29 protein-coding genes are annotated in these 25,274 nt (G+C 74.9%); 19 read left to right on the top strand and 10 right to left on the bottom strand.

All coding sequences use genetic code 11. The features are described from left to right. Window positions 1–194: 194 nt before the first annotated feature. Genes LGQ04_RS16800 through LGQ04_RS16785 form a run of 4 tightly spaced genes read left to right on the top strand, consistent with a single transcriptional unit; the run spans window position 195 to window position 4,195 of the window. A complete protein-coding gene (locus tag LGQ04_RS16800) occupies window positions 195–1,520 on the top strand; it encodes a hypothetical protein (protein ID WP_229245122.1) in 1,326 nt (441 codons plus the stop codon). Further along, a complete protein-coding gene (locus LGQ04_RS16795; protein ID WP_229245121.1) occupies window positions 1,517–2,251 on the top strand; it encodes an ATP-binding cassette domain-containing protein in 735 nt (244 codons plus the stop codon). Before LGQ04_RS16800 ends, LGQ04_RS16795 begins: the two co-directional genes overlap by 4 nt. Continuing rightward, window positions 2,244–3,545: a hypothetical protein gene (locus LGQ04_RS16790; protein WP_229245120.1), complete on the top strand. Its 1,302-nt coding sequence runs from the start codon at window positions 2,244–2,246 to the stop codon at window positions 3,543–3,545. Before LGQ04_RS16795 ends, LGQ04_RS16790 begins: the two co-directional genes overlap by 8 nt. A gap of 38 nt (window positions 3,546–3,583) precedes the next feature. Then, window positions 3,584–4,195, top strand: coding sequence for a hypothetical protein (locus tag LGQ04_RS16785; protein ID WP_229245119.1), 612 nt, complete (start codon window positions 3,584–3,586; stop codon window positions 4,193–4,195). A 19-nt stretch (window positions 4,196–4,214) separates the two neighbouring features. Here the strand turns inward: LGQ04_RS16785 and LGQ04_RS16780 are convergent, their stop codons facing one another. Next, window positions 4,215–5,120: an SDR family NAD(P)-dependent oxidoreductase gene (locus LGQ04_RS16780; protein ID WP_229245118.1), complete on the bottom strand. Its 906-nt coding sequence runs from the start codon at window positions 5,118–5,120 to the stop codon at window positions 4,215–4,217. On the opposite strand from LGQ04_RS16780, the gene LGQ04_RS17870 reads away from it, so the two are divergent. Both LGQ04_RS17870 and LGQ04_RS16770 read left to right on the top strand, forming a co-directional pair. Next, a complete protein-coding gene (locus LGQ04_RS17870; RefSeq protein ID WP_229245117.1) occupies window positions 5,094–5,513 on the top strand; it encodes a hypothetical protein in 420 nt (139 codons plus the stop codon). The genes LGQ04_RS16780 and LGQ04_RS17870 overlap by 27 nt on opposite strands. Window positions 5,514–5,638: 125 nt before the next feature. Next, window positions 5,639–6,241, top strand: coding sequence for a hypothetical protein (locus LGQ04_RS16770; protein WP_229245116.1), 603 nt, complete (start codon window positions 5,639–5,641; stop codon window positions 6,239–6,241). Window positions 6,242–6,307: 66 nt separating this feature from the next. Here LGQ04_RS16770 and LGQ04_RS16765 read toward each other — a convergent pair whose 3' ends face one another. Together LGQ04_RS16765 and LGQ04_RS16760 are read right to left on the bottom strand one after the other, a co-directional pair. Further along, window positions 6,308–6,943, bottom strand: coding sequence for a potassium channel family protein (locus LGQ04_RS16765; protein WP_229245142.1), 636 nt, complete (start codon window positions 6,941–6,943; stop codon window positions 6,308–6,310). A 199-nt stretch (window positions 6,944–7,142) separates the two neighbouring features. Next, window positions 7,143–8,519: a TrkH family potassium uptake protein gene (locus LGQ04_RS16760; RefSeq protein WP_229245115.1), complete on the bottom strand. Its 1,377-nt coding sequence runs from the start codon at window positions 8,517–8,519 to the stop codon at window positions 7,143–7,145. Window positions 8,520–8,690: 171 nt separating this feature from the next. On the opposite strand from LGQ04_RS16760, the gene LGQ04_RS16755 reads away from it, so the two are divergent. Together LGQ04_RS16755 and LGQ04_RS16750 are read left to right on the top strand one after the other, a co-directional pair. Further along, entirely contained in the window at window positions 8,691–9,926 is a 1,236-nt protein-coding gene (locus LGQ04_RS16755) for an acetoin utilization protein AcuC (protein WP_229245114.1), read from the top strand. A gap of 208 nt (window positions 9,927–10,134) precedes the next feature. Then, window positions 10,135–10,233, top strand: a complete 99-nt coding sequence (locus tag LGQ04_RS16750; RefSeq protein ID WP_003792170.1) for a 30S ribosomal protein bS22 — start codon at window positions 10,135–10,137, stop codon at window positions 10,231–10,233. Between the two features lie 150 nt (window positions 10,234–10,383). On the opposite strand, the gene LGQ04_RS16745 is transcribed toward LGQ04_RS16750, so the two are convergent. Then, entirely contained in the window at window positions 10,384–11,193 is an 810-nt protein-coding gene (locus tag LGQ04_RS16745) for an HAD family hydrolase (protein ID WP_229245113.1), read from the bottom strand. A gap of 49 nt (window positions 11,194–11,242) precedes the next feature. Here LGQ04_RS16745 and LGQ04_RS16740 point away from each other — a divergent pair, with 49 nt between their 5' ends. Both LGQ04_RS16740 and LGQ04_RS16735 read left to right on the top strand, forming a co-directional pair. Then, window positions 11,243–11,536, top strand: a complete 294-nt coding sequence (locus LGQ04_RS16740) for a glutaredoxin family protein (protein ID WP_229245112.1) — start codon at window positions 11,243–11,245, stop codon at window positions 11,534–11,536. 59 nt (window positions 11,537–11,595) lie between these two features. Beyond that, complete coding sequence (locus LGQ04_RS16735; protein WP_229245111.1) at window positions 11,596–12,267, top strand: redox-sensing transcriptional repressor Rex; 672 nt, start codon at window positions 11,596–11,598, stop codon at window positions 12,265–12,267. 128 nt (window positions 12,268–12,395) lie between these two features. On the opposite strand, the gene LGQ04_RS16730 is transcribed toward LGQ04_RS16735, so the two are convergent. Beyond that, window positions 12,396–12,947 carry a YceI family protein gene (locus LGQ04_RS16730; protein ID WP_229245110.1) on the bottom strand — a complete coding sequence of 184 codons (552 nt, stop codon included), beginning with the start codon at window positions 12,945–12,947 and terminating at the stop codon, window positions 12,396–12,398. A 170-nt stretch (window positions 12,948–13,117) separates the two neighbouring features. Here LGQ04_RS16730 and LGQ04_RS16725 point away from each other — a divergent pair, with 170 nt between their 5' ends. The 6 genes from LGQ04_RS16725 (at window position 13,118) to ccsB (ending at window position 18,834) form a co-directional block, all read left to right on the top strand. After that, window positions 13,118–13,639, top strand: coding sequence for a MarR family winged helix-turn-helix transcriptional regulator (locus tag LGQ04_RS16725; RefSeq protein ID WP_229245109.1), 522 nt, complete (start codon window positions 13,118–13,120; stop codon window positions 13,637–13,639). Between the two features lie 46 nt (window positions 13,640–13,685). Further along, window positions 13,686–14,357: a histidine phosphatase family protein gene (locus LGQ04_RS16720; RefSeq protein ID WP_229245108.1), complete on the top strand. Its 672-nt coding sequence runs from the start codon at window positions 13,686–13,688 to the stop codon at window positions 14,355–14,357. A 116-nt stretch (window positions 14,358–14,473) separates the two neighbouring features. Continuing rightward, entirely contained in the window at window positions 14,474–15,094 is a 621-nt protein-coding gene (locus LGQ04_RS16715) for a TlpA family protein disulfide reductase (protein WP_229245107.1), read from the top strand. Between the two features lie 19 nt (window positions 15,095–15,113). Beyond that, window positions 15,114–15,938, top strand: a complete 825-nt coding sequence (locus LGQ04_RS16710; RefSeq protein WP_267495095.1) for a cytochrome c biogenesis CcdA family protein — start codon at window positions 15,114–15,116, stop codon at window positions 15,936–15,938. Further along, complete coding sequence (resB, locus tag LGQ04_RS16705; protein WP_229245105.1) at window positions 15,938–17,818, top strand: cytochrome c biogenesis protein ResB; 1,881 nt, start codon at window positions 15,938–15,940, stop codon at window positions 17,816–17,818. The genes LGQ04_RS16710 and resB overlap by 1 nt, the downstream gene beginning before the upstream one ends. Next, the gene (gene ccsB, locus LGQ04_RS16700; protein ID WP_229245104.1) at window positions 17,815–18,834 is read left to right on the top strand and encodes a c-type cytochrome biogenesis protein CcsB; all 1,020 of its coding nucleotides are present in this window, start codon (window positions 17,815–17,817) and stop codon (window positions 18,832–18,834) included. Before resB ends, ccsB begins: the two co-directional genes overlap by 4 nt. A gap of 88 nt (window positions 18,835–18,922) precedes the next feature. Here ccsB and LGQ04_RS16695 read toward each other — a convergent pair whose 3' ends face one another. After that, window positions 18,923–19,402, bottom strand: coding sequence for a PLD nuclease N-terminal domain-containing protein (locus LGQ04_RS16695; RefSeq protein WP_229245103.1), 480 nt, complete (start codon window positions 19,400–19,402; stop codon window positions 18,923–18,925). Between the two features lie 31 nt (window positions 19,403–19,433). Between LGQ04_RS16695 and LGQ04_RS16690 the strand changes: the two genes are divergently transcribed. After that, window positions 19,434–19,727: a DUF4229 domain-containing protein gene (locus LGQ04_RS16690; RefSeq protein ID WP_229245102.1), complete on the top strand. Its 294-nt coding sequence runs from the start codon at window positions 19,434–19,436 to the stop codon at window positions 19,725–19,727. Between the two features lie 16 nt (window positions 19,728–19,743). On the opposite strand, the gene LGQ04_RS16685 is transcribed toward LGQ04_RS16690, so the two are convergent. Both LGQ04_RS16685 and menE read right to left on the bottom strand, forming a co-directional pair. Beyond that, entirely contained in the window at window positions 19,744–20,613 is an 870-nt protein-coding gene (locus tag LGQ04_RS16685) for a 1,4-dihydroxy-2-naphthoate polyprenyltransferase (protein WP_229245101.1), read from the bottom strand. 25 nt (window positions 20,614–20,638) lie between these two features. Beyond that, complete coding sequence (menE, locus tag LGQ04_RS16680) at window positions 20,639–21,781, bottom strand: o-succinylbenzoate--CoA ligase (RefSeq protein ID WP_229245100.1); 1,143 nt, start codon at window positions 21,779–21,781, stop codon at window positions 20,639–20,641. Window positions 21,782–21,854: 73 nt separating this feature from the next. On the opposite strand from menE, the gene LGQ04_RS16675 reads away from it, so the two are divergent. Continuing rightward, a complete protein-coding gene (locus LGQ04_RS16675; protein ID WP_229245099.1) occupies window positions 21,855–22,919 on the top strand; it encodes a DUF3048 domain-containing protein in 1,065 nt (354 codons plus the stop codon). A 110-nt stretch (window positions 22,920–23,029) separates the two neighbouring features. After that, the gene (locus tag LGQ04_RS16670) at window positions 23,030–23,257 is read left to right on the top strand and encodes a hypothetical protein (RefSeq protein ID WP_229245098.1); all 228 of its coding nucleotides are present in this window, start codon (window positions 23,030–23,032) and stop codon (window positions 23,255–23,257) included. A 51-nt stretch (window positions 23,258–23,308) separates the two neighbouring features. On the opposite strand, the gene LGQ04_RS16665 is transcribed toward LGQ04_RS16670, so the two are convergent. Next, window positions 23,309–24,328, bottom strand: coding sequence for a 1,4-dihydroxy-2-naphthoyl-CoA synthase (locus tag LGQ04_RS16665; RefSeq protein WP_229245097.1), 1,020 nt, complete (start codon window positions 24,326–24,328; stop codon window positions 23,309–23,311). Continuing rightward, window positions 24,325–25,254: an EamA family transporter gene (locus tag LGQ04_RS16660; RefSeq protein WP_229245096.1), complete on the bottom strand. Its 930-nt coding sequence runs from the start codon at window positions 25,252–25,254 to the stop codon at window positions 24,325–24,327. The genes LGQ04_RS16665 and LGQ04_RS16660 overlap by 4 nt, the downstream gene beginning before the upstream one ends. Window positions 25,255–25,274: the final 20 nt, after the last annotated feature.

Below are 25,274 nucleotides of genomic sequence, written 5' to 3'. Positions count from 1 at the left end.
CGCACGAGCGCCTGGTACGGGCGGCGGTCGCGCATTCCGGGCACGAAGGCTCCGCGGCCCCCGACCTGCTAAGTTTCGGGCGGCGCAGGGGGCTGCACCGTCGTCGCCCGTCGACGGGCGCGATCCTGCGCACCACGGTTCCCCTCCGCCGTCGGACCCTTGTCCCTCGCCGCGCACGAACCGAGGAGCCCTCGATGGACCCTGCACCAGCCCGGGACGTCGTCCGGTCGACGTCGGGCCGTCGCCTGCTCGTCCCGTCGTTCCTCGTCGCCATCGCCGTCCTCGTGGTGGCGTGCACGTCCGCTCCGGAGCTGACGCCGCCGAGTCCGACCGCATCGACGACCTCGTCGGCCGACGAGGGGAGCCCGACGACGCGCCACGCTCTCGTCGGGGTCGACGGCGCCGCGCTGAAGTTCCCGGTGGTGGTCCCGCAGGTCGTCGCAGCGCCCGCGGATCGGACCGTTCTCGACGACGCCGTGTCGTTCGACGTGCGGCGTGACGGAAGCCTCCTGCGGATGCTCGCGATCGACAGCGACTCGTCGCTCGTCAGCCTCATGCCGGAAGGGGCGTACGGCGGTGGGGAGGAGCTGCTGGAGAGCAGCCAGGTGGGCTTCCTCGACGACGACGGGAGCTTCACCGGTCTTTCTTCCACCGTCGCCGTGGCCGACGACGGCTCCGCGCGCCAGACCTCCGCGGGCGACCTGGACGATCGCTGGGCGGTCTGGGCGGAGACGAGCTCTGTCGATGCGTTCACCTCCAACTGGCGTGTCTTCGCCGTCGACCGTGCCGAGGGCGCACCACGGCTGCTGGGGCGCGCCGAGGATCACCATCCGGGCACGCGTCTGCCGCTGGCCGTCGGCGATCCGGAGCCCGTCCTCTCGGGGGGTCGGGTCTGGTGGCACACGGCGTACGAGCGCGAGGACGGGAGCTTCCGGACCCGCGTGCTGTCGGCGTCGCCCGACGGGAGCCGTACCGACGTCGCGCTCGACCTCGCCAGCCAGCCCCGGCCGGTTCACGGTGGAGTCGTCGCGCTCGCCATGCACGACACGACGGTCGACGGTGCGCAGGAGGGGTGGGAGATCCAGGACCCGCGTCGCGCGGTCGGCGTCGTCCGTGTGGACGCGACGGGCGACGTGCACGACGTCGTGCGATTCGGCGACGTGACGGACGACGAGTGGTTCGTCCGGGAGCTCGCCGCCGGTCAGGACCTCGTCGCGATCACGATGGCGTCCGATGTCTACGTCCTGCGGACGGACGGGAGCCCGGTGGTCCGCATCCCCCTGGATCGAGGCCAGCGCCCCGCAGGTCTCGCCGTGTGCGGGGGCCGCGTCGTGCTTGGCTCGGTCGACCCGACGACGAACGAGGGGGACTCGATGCTGATCCTCGACGCGGCCGACGGGAGCCTGACGTCGGTCGACGCACCGGGATCGTGGGGGGACATGACCTGCTCGGACGACCGGCTCGCGTGGACGCACGGCGCGCAGTCCGGGTCGGTGACCACCGTGGCGAGCCTGCCGTGACCGGTCGACGGGGCGGGGACGTCGTCATCTCGGACCTCGTCACGGCGTACCGCCGGTTCAGGCTGGGGCCCCTGAGCACCGAGCTGGGAACGGGTGTGACGGCGCTGCTCGGCGCCAACGGCGCCGGCAAGTCGACGCTCATGCGCGTGGTGGTCGGGACGGCCCGCGCGACGTCGGGTGCGGTCAGCGTCCCAGGTGGGGCGTCGGCGGTCGGATTCCTCCCGCAGGACTTCACAGGGCCCCCGTGGGCATCGGTCGTCGACTACCTCCGATACGTCGCGTGGTGCCGGTCCAGTCGAACCCGGCGCATCAGGGCCTTTGACGTGATGGACGCGCTCGACGCCGTCGGCCTCGGCGAGCGCGCCGGGTCGAGGATCAAGGACCTGTCCGGAGGGATGGTCCGCCGTCTCGGCATCGCGCAGGCGCTCCTCGGCGGCCCGCAGCTCCTCGTCCTCGACGAGCCGACGGTCGGGCTGGACCCGATGCAGCGACGCGAGGTGCGCAGGCTCGTCCACGAGCTCGGTGAGTCGATGACGATCCTGCTCTCGACCCATCTCGCCGAGGACGTTGCTGTGGTCGCCGACGCGGTGCTCGTGCTCGAGCAGGGCCGACTGCTGTACGACGGGGACGTCGCCGCACTCTGCGACGGCGGACCTGTCACGGCCGAGACCGTGGAGCTGGGGTTCCTGAGGGTCGTCTCCGCGGAGCACGAGGTGGCCCACGATGCGTGAGTGGGTGCGCGTCGGCCGTCGTCGGCACGGTGGGCTCGCACGAGCAGGTGCGGAACCCGGCCTGCTCGCGACCGGGCGCTACGTCGTGACGTACGGACTGGTGTGGCTGTGTGCCGTCGCTGTCCTGGCGACGGACGTCGCCGTGATGCTCAACCGCGGCGCGCCGTGGCGTGGCGACCTCATCTGGACGATCGACTGGATCTCTATCGGGTTCGTGCTCGTCGGCCCCATCATCGCGGGTCTGGTCGCGGTCGACACGGTCCGACTGGGTGCAGGGGTGAAGGACCTGCCGCTGAGCCGGGGCCGAAGCGGCGACCTGACGGTGGCGCTGACCTACGGGGTGACCCTCGGTGTCCTGCACCTCGTCGTGACCCTCGCCACCGTCATGATCTCGGGTCCCCCCGTCCTGGACCCGGGCGCACCCCTCGCAGTGCTGGCTCAGGTGGCGATGCTGGGGTTCTTCGTCGCGCTGGGCTCCGTCGTCGGACGGTTCGCCCCGCCGGTGCTCGGAGGTATCGGCGCTGCGCTCGCGGCACTCGTCGCGGTGTACCTGCTCTCGTCACCGGGCGCGGACGCCGGGCTCCTGTACGGCGGGGCCGCGACGACCCCGCGACTGGGCTACGCCTACGACACCGCGTGGCTGGTCGTCCAGGTGCTGGCGCTCGTCGTCGTGATCGTGGCGCTCTGGGCTGTCCGGCCCGCCCCCTCGGCCTCGCTGTCCCGGCGCGCGCTGATCCCCGCCCTCGCAGGTGTCGTGGTTCTGGCCGCGGGAGCAGCGCCGTCGACGATGCCCGGAGAGAGGTTGGAGGCGACCGGCGCGCACCCTGACGCCTGCGGTGCCCTCGCCGGGGTGCCGTGGTGCTACTACCCGCAGCACGAACGCGTCGTCGGCCTCTACGCCGACGATCTGCTGGCACTCTTCGACGCCGCTTCGGAGCACGGCTACGACGGGCTCGTGCCTCTCGAGGTCGCGGAAGCCGACCAGCGGACCTGGCCGGGTGACGAGACGACCGGGGCCTTCTCCGTCACGCCGGAGGTCCTCGCCGGTGCGCGCCCCGATCTGTGGGAGACCGCTGTTCGGCTGGTCGAGCCCGTGCACTGCACCCAGCTCCAGGGGGACCTTCCGCCCGGAGAGGCGTACTGGGACGACCTCACCGCGCTGACCGCGACCTGGGTCGGGCTCGTCGATGCCGAGCTCCCGGAGCACTACGGATACGTCGACGAGCCGCTCACACCGGCAGAGGCGCAGACACTGCTCGCCCAGTTCCGGACCTGTACCTACCCGTTCGCGTGAACGACCCAAGGAGTCGGTCAGCGCTCGGCGTGTGGCGCGTGATCCTTGCCGCGACCGGCGTTCACGGCGCCCTCGTGCTGCTGGCGGTCGGCCTCGTGGTCACGCTCGTCTGGCACGACGGCACGATCGACGCCATCGGTCCGCTGACCCTTGCGGTTCCCCTGCCGGTCGTCGTCGCCGTTCCCGCGCTCCTTGCTGTCGCGTGCGGGATCTCGCACCAATGGCCCCGGGCACCCGTCGTCACCTGGGGGCCACGTGTCGCCGGGGCACGTGCTCTGTCGCACCTCACGGTCCTCGGTGCGGGTGTCGTTCTCGTCGCGGCAGGGGGGCTCCTGACCGACCCGGGCGCTGCGGCCGCGGCTCTGCGCAACCTGTTCCTGCTGGCTTCGGTCGCGGTGCTGGTCGCCACGCTCGTCGCCCCTGCCTACGCGTGGCTGCCAGTTCTCGGAGCCTTCGGTGTCGGCGTGCTCAGCAGCCCGGACGACTCCGCGTGGAGTGTGCACGGACTTCTCATGACGCCCGCGGCGGAATCCGTGCAGGTCGTCGTCGCCGGGGTCGCGTGCGCGGCCACGGTCCTCCTGGCCGCGTGGGACCCCGTGGCGCGGGCGTACCCGCGACGCGCGCCGCTCCGAGCTCTCACGCCGAGGTGAGGGGCGCCACGGCCGACGGTCACCGGGCGGTCGCGGCGCGACGCTCGAGGAGCGCGAGGGTGTCGTCGTAGAGACGGCGCGCGGTGTCCTCGTCGTGGCTGGCGTCGGAGGATCGGGTGACGTGGCCACGGCTCACGTAGGAGCCGGTGGGGACGGGGAGCGTGCCGTCGGCGAGCGCGGCGAGGTGGCGTGCGGACCGTGCGGGCGTGGTGACGCGCGGGTGCACGGCGAGCAGGGGGCCGATCCCGCGCCACAGCGCACGGAACCAGGCGGGCTGGTGGCGCACGAGGCCGGTGCCGGGCATGAGGCCGGGGTCGTAGGCGACGACGGTCGTCGCGGGTGCGCGACGCGCGATCTCGTAGGCGGTGAGCACGTTCGCGAGCTTCGAGGTGGGGTAGCGGCGCAGGGACTCGGCCACCCCGGGGCCGGGTGGGCGGAGCAGGTCGTCGAGGACGACGGGCAGCGGGTCGGGCATGCCGGTGCGCTGTGCGGGGTCGTGCGTGCCGGAGGTGGTGAGGACGAGACGGTCGACGTGCGCCCGGGCGCGCAGCGCCTCCCAGAGCTGGACGTGGCCGACGTGGTTGACGGCGATCGTCAGCTCGATGCCGTCGGGCGTGGTGGTGGGGGCCGAGACCTGGGTGCCGGCGTTGAGGAGCAGGGCGCCGATGCGTCCGCCGGTGCGGGCGAGGATCTCGTCGGCGGCCCGGTCGACCGAGGCGGGGGAGGCGAGGTCGAGCACGACGGCGGTGGCCCCCGTGCGTGCGGCCGCACGGTCGGCGCCGGCGGCAGTCGTGCCGGTCACGACGACGGGACGGCCCGAGCGCACGAGGAGCTGCGCCGCCCGCAGGCCGATGCCGCTGGCGCCGCCCGTGACGACGACGGGGTCGGGTACGTCGCGGTGAAGTCCGACCTCGTGTTCGGCCACGAGGACGTGATCCTCGACGTCGTCGAGGAGGTCGTCGGCGCGGCGCCCACCGACGCGCCGGTGCGTGAGGTGCTGGTCGGCGGCCTGCGGGTCCTCGCCGAGCGCTGGCCGACGAGCCGCGAGCACGCCGCCGTGCGGGCGCAGGTGGTCGCCGGGTCCGCCGAGCTCCAGGAGCGGGACCTCGCGAAGCGCGCCCGGGTGCGCGACCACGTCGTGGCGTCGCTCCGCAGCGCCCGGCCCACGGCCGACCCGCTCGAGGTCGCGCTCTGGGCGGACGTGGGCCTCGCGGCGTTCCGCCTCGCGCACGACGAGTGGGTCGCGGGGCGCGGCACGCTCCCGCAGGCGCTCACCACCGTGCTCCGCCTGCTCGACGCGCAGCCCTCCACCGGGTGATCCGTGCGCGTGGCGATGCGCCGGGCGGCACGGAGATGGCAGGATGGCCTGGACTGGACGACCGTCCAGTCGGGTTCGGGGGGACCCCAGGACGCCCACGGGCCGGACGAAGAGGTTCTCGCGACGTGACCACGACCCGACGGCTGCTCGCCGCCGTGCTGCTCAGCGCGGCCCTCACCACCACCTCGGGCGCCGTCGCCGGTGCGACCACGCCCGCGCCGCCGTCGAGCGGTGACGAGGGCGTGCGCGTCACCGTCGAGATCGCGCCGCGCGAGACCGGGTTCGTGCGCGTCGTCGGCGAGGGCCCGTTCGTCGCGGGCGGGACGCTCGTCGTGCAGGGCGGCGGGCTCGGCGCCGGAGCGGACCACGAGGTGTGGCTCCACAGCGACCCCACGCTCCTCGCGACCGTCGAGACCGCCGCGGACGGCACCTTCGAGCTCACCGCCACCGTCCCGACCGACACCGTCCCCGGCGAGCACCACGTCCGCGTGGTCGCCACCGCCACGGGCGCCGAGGTCACGTCCGAGCCGTTCGAGGTCGTGGCTGCGAGCGACCCGCAGGACCCGGACGACGGGAGCACCGGGTCGGCGGGCGGCGGGACCAGCGCGTCCGGCGGGTCCGGCAGCCTCGCGACCACAGGCGCCGGCCTGGCAGGCGTCGCCCTGTTCGCCGGTGTCGCCGTCGCGACCGGCGTGGCGCTGCGGCGTCGTGCCGCCCGCACGTCCTAGCGGGCCGGGCGCCGTCGGACCGCGGGCTGCGGACGCTCCCGCGGCAACGGTCCGGGACGCGGGCCGTCAGGGGCGGGCGGCGAACCGCTCCAGCAGGTCGGCGTGCCCCGAGCAGATGAGCAGGTCGTTCGCGCTGATGCGCGTCTCCGGCGTCGCGTAGACGAAGTCCTGCCCGGGCGACTTCACGCCGATCACGGTCACGCCGTAGCGCTCGCGCACCTTCGACTGCGCGAGCGTGAAGCCCTGCACCTCGCGCGGCGGGCGCATCTTCACGATGGTGAAGCCGTCCTCCACCTCGATGTAGTCGAGCAGCTTGCCGGACACCAGGTGCGCGACCCGCGACCCGGCGTCGGACTCGGGGAACACGACGTGGTGCGCGCCGATGCGCTGCAGGATGCGGCCGTGCTCCGCGGAGATCGCCTTCGCCCAGATCTGCGGCGTGCCCATGTCGACGAGGTTGCCCGTGATGAGCACGCTGGCCTCGAGCGACGTCCCCACACCGACCACCGCGACGGGGAAGTCGCGCGCACCGAGCTGCTCCAGGGCGACCGGGTTCGACGCGTCCGCCTCGACCAGGGGGATCTGACCGCTCCACTGCGCGACGAGGTCGGCGTCCCGCTCCACGGCGAGCACGTCCTGCCCCAGGCGGTCGAGCGTCGCGGCGATCGCCGAGCCGAACCGGCCGAGACCGATGACGAGGATCGCACCGTCCTTCGCGGACGAGGTGCGGGCCTGGTCGCGGCGGGCGCGCTCGGCGCGGCCGCGCTCGGCGATGCGCCGGGCCACGGCGTCGGGCTGCTCTGCGGTCACGGTGTCGGTCCTCCGGGGCGGTCGGTCGGGCTGTGCTGGCGGTCGGCGGTCGGCGGTCGGCGGTCGGCGGTCGGCGAGCTGGGCTTGCACCTCACCCGATGATCGGACGCTCCTCGGGGAAGCGCACGATGCGGCGGCGGTCGCGCAGGGCGAGTGCCGCGGCGAACGTCATGGTGCCGGTGCGGCCGATGAACATCAGCGCGACGAGCACGTACTTGCCCGCGTCGGGCAGGTCGGGGGTGATGCCGGTGCTCAGGCCCACGGTCGCGAACGCGGAGATCGTCTCGAACAGGATGACGTCGAGGGTCTCTCCCGTGATCTCCAGCAGGAGCAGGCTCGACAGGAGGACGGCGGTCGCGCCGACGAACGACACCGCGACGGCCAGCCGCAGCGTCTCGCGGGGGATCCGCCGCCCGTAGACCTCCATGTCGCGGTCGCCGCGCGCCTCCGACACGATCGCGAGCAGCATGACGGCGAGCGTCGTCACCTTGATGCCGCCCGCCGTCGATGCCGAGCCGCCGCCCACGAACATCAGGGCGTCGGTGATGAGCCAGCTCGCCTCGCGCATGTCGCCCGTCTCGACGGTGGAGAACCCGCCCGAGCGCGGCATCACCCCCGCGAACAGGGACGCGAGGATCTTGTCGCCGAACGACAGGGGCCCGAGCGTGCGCTCGTTCGCCCACTCGACCGCCCCGTACAGCACCGTGCCGACCACGACGAGGGCACCGCTCATCGTCAGCGTGATCTTCGTGTGCAGGCTCCACTTCGCCACGCGGCGGCGCGTGCGCAGGACGTTGAGGATCACCGGGAAGCCGAGGGACCCGATGAACACGCCGAGGATGATCGGCAGGCACAGCATCCAGTCGCCGACGTACGGCGCGAGCCCCTCCGGCGTCGGCACGAACCCGGCGTTGTTGAACGCGGAGATGCCGTAGAAGATCCCGTGCCACGCCGCCTCGCCCACCGTCTCCTCCAGGACGAGGAAGCGGGGGAACAGCAGGAGCGCGATGAGCAGCTCCAGCGCGGTCGACGTGATGATGACGACCCGCACGAGCGAGCCGACCTCGCCGAGCCGCGTCGTCTTCGTCTCGGACGCGGTGAGCAGGCGCTGCGTCAGCCCGATCCGGCGGGACACCGCCATGCCCAGGATCGACGCGAGCGTCATGATGCCCAGGCCGCCCACCTTGATGCCGAGCAGGATCACGACCTGCCCGTATGTCGACCAGTACGTGCCCGTCGGGACGACCACGAGCCCGGTCACGCACACGGCCGACGTCGCGGTGAACAACGCGTCGACGAAGGGGGCGGACCGGCCGGAGGACGTCGCCCACGGCGCGAGCAGGAGAGCCGTGAAGACCGCGATGACGGCCGCGAACACCGTGACGGCGAGGCGGGCCGGGGACTGGCGGGCGAGGCGGTCGACGAGCTCGCGACCCGCGAAGAGTCGACCCGTCAGCCCGGAAGGCATCGGTCGTCCCCCACGGGCTCGTGTCGCACCACGTGCGCAACTCTGCCACGCACCCCGGGGTGCGTCATGTCGCCCCACCGTCGACGACCGTCCCGAGCCGGTACGGCCCGACGCCGGTCCGCGTCCCGGGCGGCGCCGCCGCCCGCCACCCGCACGGCGTTACCGTGAGCCATGCCCAGCGCCGACCCGACGCCCTCCGGCCACCCGACCGGGGCCGCCCCCGCGGCCGACGCCGCGCACCGCGCGTGCGTCGCGTGGAGCCCGGACCTGCTCGGGTACGACTTCGGCCCGGGCCACCCCATGGCCCCGACCCGCCTCGACCTCACGATGCGACTCGTCACCGCCCTGGGCCTGCTCGACGCCCCCGGGGTGGAGGTCGTCGCGCCCGGGGCCGCGGACGACGTCGTGCTCGGCACCGTGCACGAGGCGGCGTACGTCGCGGCGGTCCGCGCGGCGTCGGACCACGGCACCCCCGACCCGGGGCGCGGCCTCGGCACGGAGGACGACCCGGTGTTCGCCGGGATGCACGACGCCGCGGCGCGCATCGTCGCCGCGTCGTGGGACGCCGCGGGCGCCGTCGCGTCGGGCCGCGCGGTGCACGCCGTCAACGTCGCGGGCGGGATGCACCACGCGAAGGCGGGCGCCGCATCGGGGTTCTGCGTGTACAACGACGCCGCGGTCGCGATCCGGCGCCTCCTCGCCGACGGGTTCGACCGGGTCGCGTACGTCGACCTCGACGCGCACCACGGCGACGGCGTCGAGGACGTGTTCCGGGACGACCCGCGCGTCCTCACCGTCTCCGTCCACCAGAGCGGCACCACCCTCTTCCCCGGGACCGGCCACGCGACCGACGTCGGCGGCCCGGCCGCGCAGGGCTCGGCCGTGAACGTCGCGCTCCCGCGCCGGACCGACGGCGCGCGGTGGCTGCGTGCGGTCGACGCCGTGGTCCCCCCGGTGCTGCGCGCGTTCCGGCCGCAGGTGCTCGTCACGCAGCACGGGTGCGACGCGCACGGCGACGACCCGCTCTCCGACCTCGACGTGTCGGTCGGCGCCCAGCGCGCCGCCGCGACGCTCGTCCACGACCTCGCGCACGAGCTCGCCGACGGGCGGTGGATCGCCCTCGGCGGGGGCGGCTACGCCGTGGCGCGCGTCGTGCCGCTCGTCTGGTCGGCCGTCGTGGCGGAGGTCGTGCACGCGCCCGTGACGGACGGCACGCCGCTGCCCGAGGAGTGGCGCGCCCTCGTCGCCGAGACCGCCGGGGTCGACGCGCCGGAGACCTTCGGGCCCGACGTCGCGCTGCGGCCCTGGAGCAGCGGGTTCGACCCCGCCGACGACGTCGACCGCGCCGTCCTCGCGACCCGCCGCGCCGTCTTCCCCCACCTCGGGCTCGACCACCACTTCGACTGAGGCGTGCCCCGCGGGCGAGGTCGGGCGGCCCGGGGCCCGACGTCAGCGTTCCCGTGCACGGGCGCGAGCGGGTACTCTAAGGGGCGGATTTCTCTCGTGTTGGTCGGCTCGTGCCCACGAACCCTGATCAACCGTGGACCACGCGGTGGTCGCCCGGCCAGCCGGGACGACCCCCGACCAGCACCGACAAGCATTGCGAGGACCACCTATGGGCTCCGTCATCAAGAAGCGCCGCAAGCGCATGGCCAAGAAGAAGCACCGCAAGCTGCTGCGCAAGACGCGTCACCAGCGCCGCAACAAGAAGTGACGTCGCGCGCGTCCTGACGCGCCCGCACCGCCGAGCCCGGCACCCCGACGAGGGGTGGCCGGGCTCGCTGCGTCTCTGGGCCCGCGTCCAGGGTTCCCCCTCGCGCGACCACCGTTCTCCCTCGCGGGAGGGAGCGCGCGGGCGGGGGCGTCAGAGGCGGGAGATCCGGCGGTCGACGGCGCGGCGGACGGAGCGGAGGACGAGCGCGCCGGCCCAGACGGCGCCGGCCCAGCTCGCGGTGCGGACGCTGCTGCGGGCGACGCGGCGGCGTCGGCCGCGGAACTCGCGGATGGGCCAGCCGACGTCCTGGGCGTGGCGTCGCAGCCGCGCGTCGGGGTTGATGGGGCAGGGGTGGCCGACGGTGTCCATCATCGCGACGTCGTTGAGGGAGTCGCCGTACGCGTAGGAGGCGTCGAGGTCGAGCCCTTCGCGCTCGGCGAGGGCGCGCACGGCCTCGGCCTTGGCGCGACCGTGCATGAGGTCGCCGACGAGCCGGCCGGTGTAGTAGCCGCCCTCGTGCTCGGCGACGGTGCCGAGCGCTCCGGTGGTGCCGAGGCGGCGGGCGATGAGCTCGCCGATCTCGACGGGGGTGGCGGAGACGAGCCACACCTGGTCGCCGGCGGCGAGGTGCTCGTCGAGGAGGCGCCGCGTGCCCGGGTAGATGCGCAGGGACAGGACGGTGTCGTAGACCTCCTCGCCGACGGCGGTGACCTCGGCGACGGAGCGGCCGGCGATGAGGGCGAGCGCGCGGGAGCGGATGCGGTCGATCTGCGTGGTGCTCTCGCCGAGCAGGAGGTAGCGGGCCTGGTGGAGGGCAAAGCGCACGAGGTCGGCGGTGGAGAAGAACTCGCGCTGGTACAGCGCCCGGGCGAGGTGGAACGAGGACGCGCCGCGGATGATCGTGTTGTCGACGTCGAAGAAGGCGGCCCTGCGCTGGGCGGGCGCGTCGGACGTCGGCATGCGCCCACTCTAGACGGCACGTCCTGCCGGGTCGCCTAGCCTGGTGGCCATGAGCGCACCGGTCCCCGACGAGCCTGCCGTCCTGCTGTTCGGCCGGGCGGGCTGCCACCTGTGCGACGACGCGCGGGCCGTGGTCGAGGCGGTGTGCGGGGACGCGGGGGTGGCGTGGGCGGAGGTGGACGTGGACGCGCCGGGCACGGACCCGGCGGTGCGGGACGCGTACTCCGAGTACGTGCCCGTGGTGACCGTCGGCGGGGTGCAGCAGGGCTTCTGGCGGGTGGACGCGCGGCGGCTCGCCCGGGCGGTGGGCAGGATTTCGGCCTCGCCCCCGGACCTGGGATGATCGCTGCGGCAGGCTGGGCGAGGCGTCGACGAGGACGCCGCGGATGACGGTGGTGGCGAGTGGCAGAGCACGTTGTCGGTCAGGTGACGGTCCCGGGGATCCCGGCGGCGACGGTCGCCCGGTTGCCGTCGTACCTGCGTGCCCTGCGTGACCTGGTGGCGCGCGGCGTGACGACGACGTCGTCGGTGGACCTCGCGGAGCTCTCCGGTGTGGGTCCGGCGCAGCTGCGCAAGGACCTGTCGTTCCTCGGGTCGTTCGGCACGCGGGGCGTGGGGTACGACGTCGACTCGCTCGCGCAGTACATCACCGAGGCCCTGGGGCTGGTGGACGAGCACCGGATCGCGATCGTCGGCATCGGCAACCTGGGTCATGCGCTGGCGAACTACTCGGGGTACGAGCAGCGCGGGTTCCATGTGGCGGCCCTGCTGGACGCGTCGCCGGAGGTGGTGGGGACGCGGGCGGCGGGGATCGTCGTCGAGCACGTGGACGCCCTGGAGCAGGTCGTGGCGCGCGAGGGGGTGACGATCGTCGTCCTGGCACTGCCGGCGGCGCACGCGCAGGCGGTCGCGGACCGCGTGGTGGCGGCGGGCGTGAAGGAGATCCTCAACTTCGCGCCGCGGGCGCTGCAGGTGCCGGTCGACGTCGACGTGCGGGGCGTGGACGTGGGCAGCGAGCTGCAGATCCTCGCGTTCCACTCGCAGGCGCGGGCCCTCGCCGCCGCGAACGGCTGACGAGAAGACCGCCGACAGGGACGACGAAGGGCCGCGCGCCGTGGCGCGCGGCCCGTCGTGCCGCCCGGGGGAGGGGCGGCGGGTCCGCGCCGTCCTCGGGGGAGGGGACGGCGCGGGGTCGGTGGGGCTCAGGCCTGCTTGATGGCGGAGACGTCGAGGGTGATGCTGATCTTGTCGCCGACGAGCACGCCGCCGGTCTCGAGCGCGGCGTTCCAGGTGAGGCCGAACTCCTTGCGGGAGATCTGGGTGCTGGCCTCGAACCCGGCGCGCGGGTTGCCGAAGGGGTCGGTGGCGGTGCCGGCGAACTCGGTCTCGAGCTCGACGGGCTTGGTGACACCGTTGATGGTGAGGTCGCCGGCGACGGTGTAGTCCTCGCCGTCGGTGGTGATGGCCGTGGAGGTGAAGGTCCAGGTCGGCTTGTTCTCGGCGTCCCAGAAGTCGGCGCTGCGGAGGTGGTTGTCGCGGTTGGCGTCGCCGGTGCTCACGGAGGTGGCGTCGAGCTCGGCGGTGACGGCGGACGTCTCGAGCGAGTCGCCGACGGTGATGGACCCGGCGGAGATGGCGAGGGTGCCGCGCACCTTGGAGATGCCGGCGTGGCGGACGGTGAACGCGGCCTGCGAATGCGAGGCGTCGAGGGCGTAGGTGCCGGCGGTGAGACCGGTGGGCAGCGGCGTGGCCATGGGGTGCTCCTTGGTGTCGGGGTGCCCACTCCGTGCGGCGCGGGACTTCTGATTGAAGATTCAATCACATTCAGGCGTATCAACGGCACCCCGACGCGGTCTATTCCCTCGTGGATGGAAGAATCGGCCCGTACCGCCGACGAGGACCGCATGCCCGACCCGAGGACCGCATGACCAGCCAGCACGCCGACGCCCGACCCGCTCCCGCCGACCCGGCCCCGGAGCCCGCGCAGCCGCGCTGGCTCGACGCCGACCAGCAGCGTCTCTGGCGCGCGTACCTCGACGGCACCGTCCGGTTCGTCGAGGCCATGAGCCGCGACCACGAGGAACGCTCGCCCGTGTCCCTCAACGAGTACGAGCTGCTCGTGCGGCTCTCGGAGAGCCCCGACCACTCGCTGCGCATGTCGGCCCTCGCCGACGGACTCGCCCGCTCCCGCAGCCGCGTCACCCACACCGTCGCGCGCATGGAGGCCCGCGGTCTCGTGCGCCGGTCCGCGAGCACCGGTGACCGGCGCGGCGTCGACTGCCTCCTCACCGAGGAGGGCTACCGCACGCTCGTCGACGCCGCCCCCGCCCACGTCGCGGCCGTGCGCCGCTACCTGGTGGACGTCCTCACGCCCGAGCAGTTCCGCGTCCTCGGCGAGGCGATGAGCACCGTCGCCGAGGCCTGCCGGGCGGACCGCGACGCCTGAGCGGTCGCCGTCGCCGTCACCGACGGCCGTCACGGATACTGGAGGCATGGTCTCCACCACGGTCCACCTCCTGCGCCACGGCGAGGTCCACAACCCCGACGGCGTCCTCTACGGCCGGATCCCCGGCTACCACCTGTCGGAACGGGGGCACGAGATGGCGCGGCGCGTCGCCGCGCACCTCGCCGGCGAGCCCGGGCCCGACGGCGCGACGCGCCCCCGCGCCGACCTCGCCGTGGTCGTCGCCTCGCCCCTGCAGCGGGCGCAGGAGACCGCGACGCCCGCCGCCGAGGCGTTCGGCGTCGAGCTCGGCACCGACGAGCGGCTCCTGGAGGCGGAGAACCACTTCGAGGGCATGACGTTCGGCGTCGGCGACGGGTCGCTGCGCCACCCGCAGCACTGGCCCTACCTGTGGAACCCGTTCCGCCCGTCCTGGGGCGAGCCGTACACCGAGCAGGTCGCGCGGATGCGCGCCGCCGTCGCCGACGCGCGGGAGAAGGCCGCCGGCCACGAGGCCCTGCTCGTCAGCCACCAGCTCCCCGTGTGGCTCACGCGCCTGAGCTACGAGAACCGCCGGCTCTGGCACGACCCGCGCAAGCGGCAGTGCTCCCTCGCGTCCCTCACGTCGCTGCGCTTCGAGGACGACCGCCTCGTCGCGATCCACTACAGCGAGCCCGTCGCCGACCTGCTGCCGGGCGCGTCCGCGGTCGCCGGGGCGTGACGTCGGTCATGTCCGGACCCGTGGGGGCCCCGAACGCCCGGTCTGCCCGCTTCCGCCGCGCCGTTTCCCAGGGGGCGCCCAGGTTCACCGGACAGGGTTCGTCGCGTGATGCCGTCGTGACCGCCGTCCGCCCCCGCCGTCGCGCTCTCGCGGGCGCCCTCGTCGCCGTCGCGACCCTCGGTCTCGCGGCGTGCACCCAGGACTCGGGCGCCACGTCCTCGGACACGGACGTCGTGGGTCAGGGGTACGTCTCCGGCGACGGCTCCGTCCGGACGTGGGACGCCGACGACCGTGGTGAGCCCGTCGCCCTCACCGGCACCGACTACGAGGGCCTGGCCGTCGACACGGCGCAGTGGCTCGGCGACGTCGTCGTGCTCAACACCTGGTACGCCGCGTGCGCGCCGTGCCGCGCCGAGGCGCCCGACCTCGTCGAGCTCGCGAACGAGCGCGAGGCCGACGGGGTGCACGTCGTCGGCATCAACACGACCGACGAGCCGGGCGCCGCGCAGGCGTTCCAGCGCACCTTCGAGGTCCCGTACCCGTCGATCGACGACCGCAGCGGCGAGGTCGTCGCGTCGCTGTCCGGGACGGTGCCGCTGCAGGCCGTGCCGTCCACGGTCGTGCTCGATCGCGAGGGCCGCGTCGCGGCGCGCGTCATCGGGCTGGCGGAGGGCTCCACCCTCACCGCGCTCGTCGACGACGTGCTCGCCGAGCCCGCCGCCTCGGCGGCCGGCTGACGTGCCCGCGTCGGCCGCCCTGCCCGCGCTCGCCGCACCCGCGGGCGCCCTCGTCACCGACGTCGGGGACAGCTTCCAGCAGATCGCGTTCAGCGGCTCCCTGCTCCTGGCCGTCCCCGTCGCGCTCCTCGCGGGGCTCGTGTCGTTCGCCTCGCCGTGCGTCCTGCCCCTCGTGCCGGGCTACGTGGGCTACGTCAGCGGCATGGCCGCGGCGAACGCCGGCACGACCGGTGGCGGGGGCACGACGACGGCCGTCGCAGCCCCGAGCCGGGGTCGGGTGCTCGCCGGGGTGGCGCTGTTCGTCGCCGGGTTCACGCTCGTGTTCGTCGCGATCTCGGCCGCCGCGGGCGCGTTCGGCGCGTACGTGCTGCGCTGGGAGGACGTGCTGAGCCGCGTGCTCGGGGTCGTGGTCGTGCTCATGGGCCTCGCGTTCATGGGCGCGGTCCCGTTCCTCCAGCGCGAGCGGCGCCTGCACCTCAGCCCGCGGGCCGGGCTGTGGGGCGCCCCGCTGCTCGGCGTGGTCTTCGGCCTCGGCTGGACGCCGTGCCTCGGGCCGACGCTCGTCGCCGTGCAGGCCCTGTCGCTCAGCGAGGCATCCGCGGGCCGCGGCGCCCTGCTGGGCGTGGCGTACTGCGTCGGCCTGGGGGTCCCGTTCCTGCTCATCGCGCTCGGGCTGCAGAGCTCGCAGAGGATGCTCGGGTTCCTGCGGCGGCACCGGCTCGCGGTCATGCGGATCGGCGGCGGCATGCTCGTGCTCATCGGCCTCGCGCTGGTCACCGGCGTGTGGGGCGCGTGGACCGGGGCGCTGCAGGGCTGGATCGGCGGATACTCGACGGTGGTGTGATGAGCGACCAGGACACGCGGCGCCCCGGCGCCCCCGACGACGCGGACGGCGGCCGCTACCGGCCCGAGGGCATCGACGACGCCTTCGCCGAGGGCGGCCACCGCGACGACCCCGCGACGTCGGGCACGACGCCCCGGCCCGCGCTGCCGGCGCTGGGCCTCGTCGGGACGCTGCGCTGGACGTGGCGCCAGCTCACGAGCATGCGCGTCGCGCTCATGCTGCTCATGCTGCTGGCCGTCGCCGCCGTGCCGGGGTCGGTGCTGCCGCAGCGCCCGCAGGACCCCGCGGCGGTGCTGCGCTACCTCCAGGACAACCCGACGACGGGGGAGTGGCTCGACCGCCTCGGGTTCTTCGACGTGTACGCGTCGGTGTGGTTCTCCGCGATCTACATCCTGCTGTTCGTGTCCCTCGTGGGCTGCATCCTGCCGCGGTCGAAGGCGCACCTCCAGGCGCTGCGCGGCCGCCCGCCGCGCACCCCGCGCCGCTTCGACCGCTTCCCCGCGCAGGGCCGCGCCGTCACCGACGCGACGCCCGACGAGGTGGTCGCCGCCGCCGAGACTCACCTGCGGGGACGGCTGCGCCGGCTGCCGACCTTCCGGGTGGAGACCGCCGCGGAGGACGGGGCGCCCGCCGTCGGCACCCGCGCCGCGCGGCCCGCGGCGCGCACGGTCGCCGCCGAGCGCGGGTACGTGCGCGAGACCGGCAACCTCGTCTTCCACCTGTCGCTCGTCGGGCTCCTCGTCGCCGTCGCGCTGGGCCAGCTCCTGCACTACCGCGGGCAGGCGATCGTCACGGAGGACCGGGGGTTCGCGAACGCCGTGGTCGACTACGACACGTTCGAGAACGGGGCGTGGTTCCGCCCGTCGTCGCTCGTGCCGTTCTCCATGACGCTCGACCGTTTCGAGGCCGAGTTCGCGGCCGACTCCGTCGCGTTCGCGCAGTCGCGCGACTTCACCGCGTTCGTCACGGTCCGCGACCCCGACGGTACGACGCACGAGGAGACCATCAAGGTCAACCACCCGCTCACCGCGGGCGGCGCGAAGATCTACCTCCAGGGCAACGGGTACGCGCCGGAGATCACGGTGCGCGACGCCGAGGGTGAGGTCGCGTTCTCCGGCCGCGTGCCGTTCCTGCCCGAGGACACGATGTACACGTCGCGCGGGGTCGTGAAGGTCCCCGACGTGTCGCCCGGCCTCGAGCAGGTCGGCCTGGTCGGGTACTTCCTGCCCACGGCGCAGCTCAGCGAGGACGGCGAGTCCGCGACGTCGGTGTACCCGCAGCCGATCAACCCGCTCCTCGTGCTCGAGGTGTACTCCGGCGACCTGGGCCTCGACGAGGGGCTGCCCCAGAACGTCTACCGCCTCGACACGGAGGACCTCACGCCCGCGGTCGACGAGGACGGCGAGCGCGTCAAGGTCCTCGTCGCGCCGGGCGAGACGGTCGACCTGCCCGACGGCCTGGGGACGGTGACGTTCGACTCCCTGCCGCGGTACGTCGCGCTCGACCTGCGGCACGACCCGTCGCTCACGTGGGTGCTCGTGTTCTCGCTCGGTGCGCTCGGTGGGCTCGCGGTGTCGCTCTTCACGCCGCGTCGGCGCGTGTGGCTGCGCGCGTGGCGCGAGGAGGTCCCCGGCGACGGGCCCGACGACGCGCCGCACGAGCGCACGGTCGTCGCCGTCGCGGGGCTCGCCCGCGGGGACGACGCCGGGCTGCAGGGCCAGGTCGACGCGCTTCTCGCCGCGCTGCCCGGCGTGGCACCATCGGGTGAGGGCGACCTCACCTCCGGCCCGGCGCGCCCGCGCGGGGCCTCGACCCCCGGGACGCGGGGGAACCGCACGACCGCGCGCGGCTCGGACCGCGCACGAAAGGCTGACCGATGACCGTGGCCGAGCTGAGCCAGGACCTGGTGTGGGCGGCGGCGACCGCCCTGACGGTGGCGCTCGTGGCGTTCGCGATCGACCTCGCGCGCCTGGCCGGGCGCCGTGACGACGTCCGCGCGGCCCGGGAGAACGCCGCGGTGACGGAACGGTCGGAGGTGCTCGCGGCGTCGGGCACCCGCGCGTCGCCGTACGGGCCGGGGGGCGACGACGTCGCGCCCGCCGACGACGAGGAGCCCGCCCCGGTCTCGCGCCGGGCGGCGAACATCGGGGTCTCCCTCACGTGGCTGGGCACGGCGCTGCTCCTCGTGGCGGTCGTGACCCGCGGGATCGCCGCGGGGCGCACCCCCTGGGCCAACATGTACGAGTTCACGCTCGTGGGGACCTTCGTCGCGCTCGCCGTGTTCCTCGGGGTGTCGCTGCGCCGCGAGGTGCGCTTCCTCGGGTCGTTCGTCACGGGCCTCGCGGTGCTGTTCCTCGTGCTCGCGCAGAACGCGTTCTTCGTCGACGCCACGGGCGTGCAGCCGGCGCTGCAGTCGTACTGGCTCGTCATCCACGTCGGTGTCGCGATCATCGCGACGGGGATCTTCACGGTGGCGTTCGTCACGTCGGTGCTCCAGCTCCTGCGCGACGCGCGCGACGGCGGCAGCGCCGTCCTCGGCGCGCGCGGCTGGCGCTGGCTCGACTCCACGCAGACGCCCACGCAGCTCGAGGGCCTGAGCTTCCGGCTCAACGCCGTCGCGTTCGTGCTGTGGACGTTCACGATCATCGGCGGCGCGATCTGGGCGGAGCACGCCTGGGGCCGCTACTGGGGCTGGGACCCCAAGGAGGTCTGGAGCTTCGTCGTGTGGATCGTGTACGCGGCGTACCTGCACGCGCGCACGACGCGCGGCTGGTCGGGCCGCCGTGCCGCGTACTTCGTCCTCGTGGGCTACGCGTGCGTCCTGTTCAACTTCACGGGCGTGAACCTGCTGTTCAACGGCATGCACTCGTACTCGGGCCTCAACCCGGGCGACTGAGACCGCCGTCCCGCCGAGAACGAGGTTGCTGACGTTATCCGGCGGATGGCGTCAGCAACCTCGTTCTCGGCGGCGAGCAGGGTCGTGCTCAGCGGCCGGAGCCGCCGTTCTTCCCCGCGTTCGGGCCGGTCTCGGGGTCGGTGCTGCCGTCCGCGTCCTGGTCGCCGGCGTCGTCGGACGACGCCGTCCCGGTGCCGCCGTCCGGGGTGCCCGTCGGGTCGGCCGGGTCGGCGGGGCCGTCCTGGCTCGCGCCGCGGGCCTGACGCCGCTGGTCCTGCTCGAGCCGCCAGAGGAACTCCGGGTCGTCGTCGGGGGCCACGGGGCCGGAGCGGCGCCGGCGTGTGGCGCCGCCCGCGGGGCGTCCGCTCGTGCCGTAGCGCGGGGTGTTCCGCTGCGACCGCTTGACGAGGATCCACGCGATCGGCCCGACGAAGGGCAGGAGCACGACGAGGACGATCCACAACCCCTTGGGGATGCCGTTGCGGTCCTCCTCGTCGCTCGAGGAGAGGTCGGCGAGGGCGTAGACGGCCAGACCGACGGCGAGCAGGACGACGAGCACACGTGCCATCCCTCCAGCCTAAGCGCCGTACCCTGGAAGCGTGCCTGTCGTCGTCTACTCCGTCCTGCGCCTGCTGCTGTTCGCGGCCGCGCTCGGTGCCCTCTGGTTCGCGGGGATGCGCGGGTGGCTGCTCGTGCTCGTCGCCGCGGCGGTGGCGCTGATGCTGTCCTACCTCACGCTGCGTCGCCCGCGGGAGGCCGCGTCGCGCTACCTCGCGGAGCGCGCGGAGCACCGTCGGCGCACGGGGGAGCGGTTCTCGCGCGAGATCGAGGACGACGCCGCGGCGGAGGACGCCGCCGTCGACGCCGCGGACGGGCCCCCGGCCGCGCGCTGACGCGGCGGACAGGGGCTCAGAGCGCCAGACCCACCCCGAGCAGCACGCCGTACGCGAGCTCGAACAGCCCCGTCCCGGCGAGGACGGGCACGAGCAGCGGCCCGCGGGCCCCGGCGATCACGGGGAGCGTGAGGAGCGCGGCGGGCAGCAGCAGGACGAGCGTGAGCAGCGCCCACGGCGACGCGAACGCGCACAGGACGGCGAGCAGCATCGGCACCCAGAGCATGAGCGCGTAGACGCGGCGCGCGCGCCAGTCGCCGAGCCGCACCGCGAGGGTGCGCTTGCCGGCGACGACGTCCGTGGGGATGTCGCGCAGGTTGTTCACCATGAGGATCGCGCACGCGAGCAGTCCCACCGCGACGGCCCCGACGACGGACGGCCACGTGACGACGTCCGCCTGCGTGTAGGTCGTGCCGAGGGTGGCGACGAGCCCGAAGAACACGAACACGCCGACCTCGCCGAGCCCGCGGTAGCCGTAGGGGTTGCGCCCGCCGGTGTAGTACCAGCCCGCGAGGATCGCGAGCGCGCCGACGGCGAGGAGCCACCAGTGCCCCGACACCGCGCACAGCCACAGCCCGAGGACGGCGGCGACCCCGAACGCGGCGAACGCCGCGCCGCGCACCTCGGGCGGGCGGGCGGTGCCCGTCGCGGTGAGGCGCATCGGCCCGACGCGGTCGAGGTCGGTCCCGCGGACGCCGTCGGAGTAGTCGTTGGCGTAGTTCACGCCGACCTGGAGCGCGAGGGCGACGCCGAGCGCGAGCAGGGCGGGCCAGAACGCGAAGCCGTCCACCTGGGCCGCGGCGCCCGTCCCCACGATCACGGGCGTCGCCGCGGCGGGCAGGGTGCGCGGTCGCGCGCCCGCGACCCACTCGGCGGGACTGGCCATGCTGCTCCGATCGGTCGTGCGGGGGTCAGGCGAGCTGCCCGACGGCGAGGCGCGCCACCGCGGCCCGGTCCACCTTGCCGGGGCCTCGCCGGGGCAGGTCCGCCACGACGAGCACGTGCCGCGGTGCGGCGGCCCGCCCCAGCCTATCCGCGACGTGCGCCCGCACCGCGGCGGGGAGCGGCCCCGTCGCGGTGCCCGGGGACGTCGTGACGACGGCCACGACCGCCTGCCCCCACTCCGGGTCGGGCACCCCGACGACGCACGCCTCGCCCACGCCGGGCACCTGCACGACGGCGGCCTCGACGGCGGCGGGCGCGACGTTCACGCCCCCGGTGACCACGACGTCGTCCGCGCGGCCGAGGACGGTGAGGTGTCCGTCGTCGAGCCGCCCGAGGTCGCTCGTGCGGAACCAGCGCGTCCCGTCGGCGTCGGTCCGGAAGGCCGACGCGGTCGCGTCCTCGTCCCCGAGGTAGCCCTCGGCGAGCACGGGACCGGCGAGCTCGACGACGCCCGCGCCGTCGACGCGGGCGCGCACCCCGGCGAGCGGGTCGCCGTCGTACACGCAGCCGCCGCTCGTCTCCGTCATCCCGTAGGTGGTGACGACGGGCGCCCCCGCGCGCCGCGCGCGGTCCAGCAGCGGGGCGGGCGTCGCGGCGCCACCGAGCAGCACGGCGTCGAGGGAGCACAGGGCGTCGAGCCCGGCGGGCTCGCCGGCCTCGGCGGCGGCGACGAGCCGGTGCAGCTGGGTGGGCACGAGCGACGTGTAGCGCCGCACGTCGTGCAGGGAGCGGGCGACGAGGCGCGCGAACGCGGCCGGGGTGAACGGCTCGTCGGGCGGCGCGGCGGTGAGCCCGAGCCCGGCGTGGGCGCGCGCGACGACCTGGACCCCGGCGACGTGGCTCGCCGGGAGCGCGAGCAGCCAGTGGCCGGACCCGCCGAGGCGGGCGTGCGTCGCGTCCCCGGAGGCGCGCACGGCCGCGGCGGAGAGCGCGACCTCCCGCGGCGCTCCGGTCGAGCCGGACGTGCGGAGCACGAGGGCGACGCCGTCCGGGACCGGCGTCGTGGCGGTCACGGGCGCGGGCGCCACGGCCGGCCCGTCGCCCCGCAGCGCCGCCGCGACCGCGCGGACGAGCGCCGGGAGGTCGGCGGGGACGACGGCGCGGGACACCCGGCCAGCCTAGGCCGCGCCGTAGGGTGTGCGACGACGGGCCGCCCGGGGCGGCGGCCGGACGGGAGGGGCGATGGTGCCAGGGACGCGGCGCGTCGTCGGCGGGGCGCTCGCCCTGCTGGTCGCGCTCGGGACGGCCGCGTGCGGGGGCGACGCACCGACGGCACCCACGACCGCCACGGTGGACGCGGACCTCGCCGCCGCGAAGGCCGGGCCGCCCACGCCCGACGTGCCCGTGGTGTGGCCGCTCACCGGCGTCGCCGTCGAGGAGGTCGCACAGCGTCCGGCGCTCGCGGTGAAGATCGAGAACGCGCCGCAGGCGCGGCCGCAGACCGGGCTGGAGGACGCGGACCTCGTGTGGGAGGAGGTCGTCGAGGGCGGCATCACGCGGTTCGTCGCGGTCTACCACTCCCGCGCGCCGGAGCTCGTGGGCCCCGTGCGGTCCGTGCGGCCGATGGACCCGGCGATCGTCGCGCCCCTGCGCGGGATCCTCGCCTACACGGGCGGCCAGGCGCCGTTCGTCGCGGCCGTCGGCGCGGCGGGCGTGCAGTCCGTCGTCATGGACGACGGCGACGACGGGTTCGTCACGACCCGGGAGCGGCGCGCCCCGCACAACGTGTACGGCAGCCTCGCCGACTTCTGGGCGCAGGCGGACGACGACCGCACGTCGCCCCCGCCCGCGCAGCTCGCGCACGCGCACGAGCCCGGCACGGGCACGGCGACGCGGACGGGCGCGGACGCCCCGCTGCTCGACGTCCGGCTCACGTTCGCGAGCCGTGCCGTGTGGGAGTGGTCGTCCGACGACGCGGCGTACCTGCGCAGCGAGGGCGCCGAGCCCGCGGTCTCCGCCGACGGGGACCGTGTCGCGGCGACGAACGTCGTGCTCGTGCGGGCGCCCATGGTCGACACCGCGTTCCGCGACCCCGCGGGGGTCGCCGTGCCGGAGACCCGGATCGTCGGGTCGGGGGACGCGGTCGTCGCGAGCGGGGGCAGGCAGGTCGCGGCGACGTGGTCGAAGGAGTCCGACGCCGCGCCGCTCGTCCTCACCGGACCGGACGGCGAGGTCGTCGAGCTCGAGCCCGGGACCACGTGGATCGAGCTCGTCCCGGCCGGGTCCGGGAGCTGGTCGCTGGGCTGAGGGTCCTCCCCGGGGCGTACGCGGGCTCCCTCCCGGGAGGGACCGTCCCGCCACCAGGTGAGGCCGCGAGGCCGACGCGGCGCCGGGGCCCGCGGGGGCACGGTGGTCGCATGGCAACCGTCGTCCCGCACCCCGACCACCCGTCGTCGACCCGCACCACCCCCGGAGCGCCCCCGCCGTCCTACGCCCCGTCGCGCCCGTCGGACGAGCCCGGCAGCGCTCGCTCCGCCGTGCCGGTGGCCGTCTCGCTCGCGCTGCTGTTCGGCCTGGCCGTGGCGGCCGCGTTCGTGGGGCGCGGCATCATCGAGATGCTCGTCGGCTTCGCCGGGGGCGCCTGAGCACCACCCGTGCGCCCCGGCGGACCCCGCCGTCGGCGGTCGCGTCGGCGGTCAGAACGCGTAGCCGAACCGCCCCCAGTCGGGGTCCCGGCGCTCGAGGAACGCGTCGCGGCCCTCGACCGCCTCGTCGGTCATGTAGGCGAGGCGCGTGGCCTCGCCCGCGAACACCTGCTGGCCCATGAGCCCGTCGTCCGCGAGGTTGAACGCGAACTTCAGCATGCGGACCGCCTGCGGGGACTTGGTGGCGATCGTCGACGCGTACTCCAGGGCGAGGCGCTCCAGGTCCGCGTGGTCCGCGACCTCGTTCACCGCACCCCACTCGTACGCGTCCTGCGCCGAGTACTCGCGCGCGAGGAAGAAGATCTCCCGGGCCCGCTTCTGCCCCACCTGCCGGGCGAGGTAGGCGGACCCGTACCCGCCGTCGAACGAGCCGACGTCCGCGTCGGTCTGCTTGAAGCGCGCGTGCTCGCGGCTCGCGAGCGACAGGTCCGCGACGACGTGCAGCGAGTGCCCGCCCCCGGCCGCCCACCCGTTGACGACCGCGATCACGACCTTCGGCATCGTCCTGATGAGCCGCTGCACCTCGAGGATGTGCAGGCGCCCCGCGCGCGCCGGGTCGACGGCGTCGCGCGTGTGCACGTCCCCGCCCCCGTCAGGGGCCGTCGTGTACTGGTAGCCGGACCGGCCGCGGATGCGCTGGTCCCCGCCCGAGCAGAACGCCCACACGCCGTCCTTGGGCGACGGGCCGTTGCCGGTGAGCAGGACCGTCCCGACGTCGGACGTCATGCGCGCGTGGTCGAGCACGCGGGAGAGCTCGTCGACGGTGTGCGGGCGGAACGCGTTGCGCACCTCGGGCCGGTCGAACGCGACGCGCACCACGGGCAGGTCGCGCAGCACGCGCCCCGGCGCACCGTCGGGACCGTCGGCGGCCCGCTCGACGCCCCGGTGGTAGGTGATGTCGGTGAGGTCCTCGAAGCCGTGCACGGTGCGCCAGGCGCGCGGGTCGAAGGTCTCGGAGACCGTGGCCGGCAGGGCCGTGGACGGGTCGGCGGGGTGCTCGTCGGTGCTCACGTGCGCCACGGTATCCGGTGGGCGGCCTGTCGTGACCGCGCGGGGCGCAACCCGGCGAGAAGTCCGAGCCCGACCGCCAGCACGCCGGCGACCGCGTGCGGCGTGGCGTCCTCGACACCGAGGAGGACGGACGCCGCCAGCGCGCCGACGGGCATCAGCCCGGCGAACAGCCCGGCCCGGCCAGGACCCAGCACGGCCAGCCCCGAGTACCAGAGCAGGAACGCGACGGCCGTGACCACGACGGCCAGGTAGGCGAGGGCGACGAGCTCCGCCCGCGTGGGCGAGACGAGGAACGGGCCGGGCAGGACCAGGCCCGCCAGCACGAGCTGCGGCACGGCGAGGACGCACGCGTAGGCGGACACGCGCAGCGGACCGAGCACGGGCAGCAGCGGGACGGCCAGGAGCGAGAAGCAGACCTCGCACGCGAGGGCGCCGACCGCGAGCGCGAGCCCGAGCGGGTCGACCGCGCCGGGGCCCTCGACGAGCACGACGCCGACCAGGACGGCGAGGGCGGCACCGGTGGCTCGGACGGTGAGCCGACGTTCCCTCAGGGCGCCCGCCAGGAGGAGCACGAGGGGCGTCGCGCCGACGACGGCACCGACGAGCGACGGGTCCGCGTGGTCCGCGCCCCGGACGACGAGGACGCTGAAGGCGACGAGGCCCGTCGCGGCGAGCGCGGCGAGGCGCCCCGTCTGACGGGCGGTGGGGACCACCCACGGCACCCGCCGCACGACGAGCACGCCGACCAGGACGGCGGCCGCCACGGCGTACCGCACGGCCTGCCCGCCCAGCAGCGGGAACTGCGCCACCGTCGCGGAGGCGACGAACGACGCACCGACGACGAGCATGGCGAGAGCGCAGGACACCGAGGCGAGCACCACCGTCGGCGTGCGGGTGGTCGGGCGGGTGCGATCCGGCGTCGGCATGGCACCGACGCTAGGGATGC

It is taken from the genome of Cellulosimicrobium marinum, from assembly GCF_020551945.1.
Classification (GTDB): Bacteria; Actinomycetota; Actinomycetes; order Actinomycetales; family Cellulomonadaceae; genus Cellulosimicrobium; species Cellulosimicrobium marinum.
The sequence above is the reverse complement of the archived record's forward strand: the minus strand, read 5'-3'. Positions and strand labels throughout refer to the sequence as shown.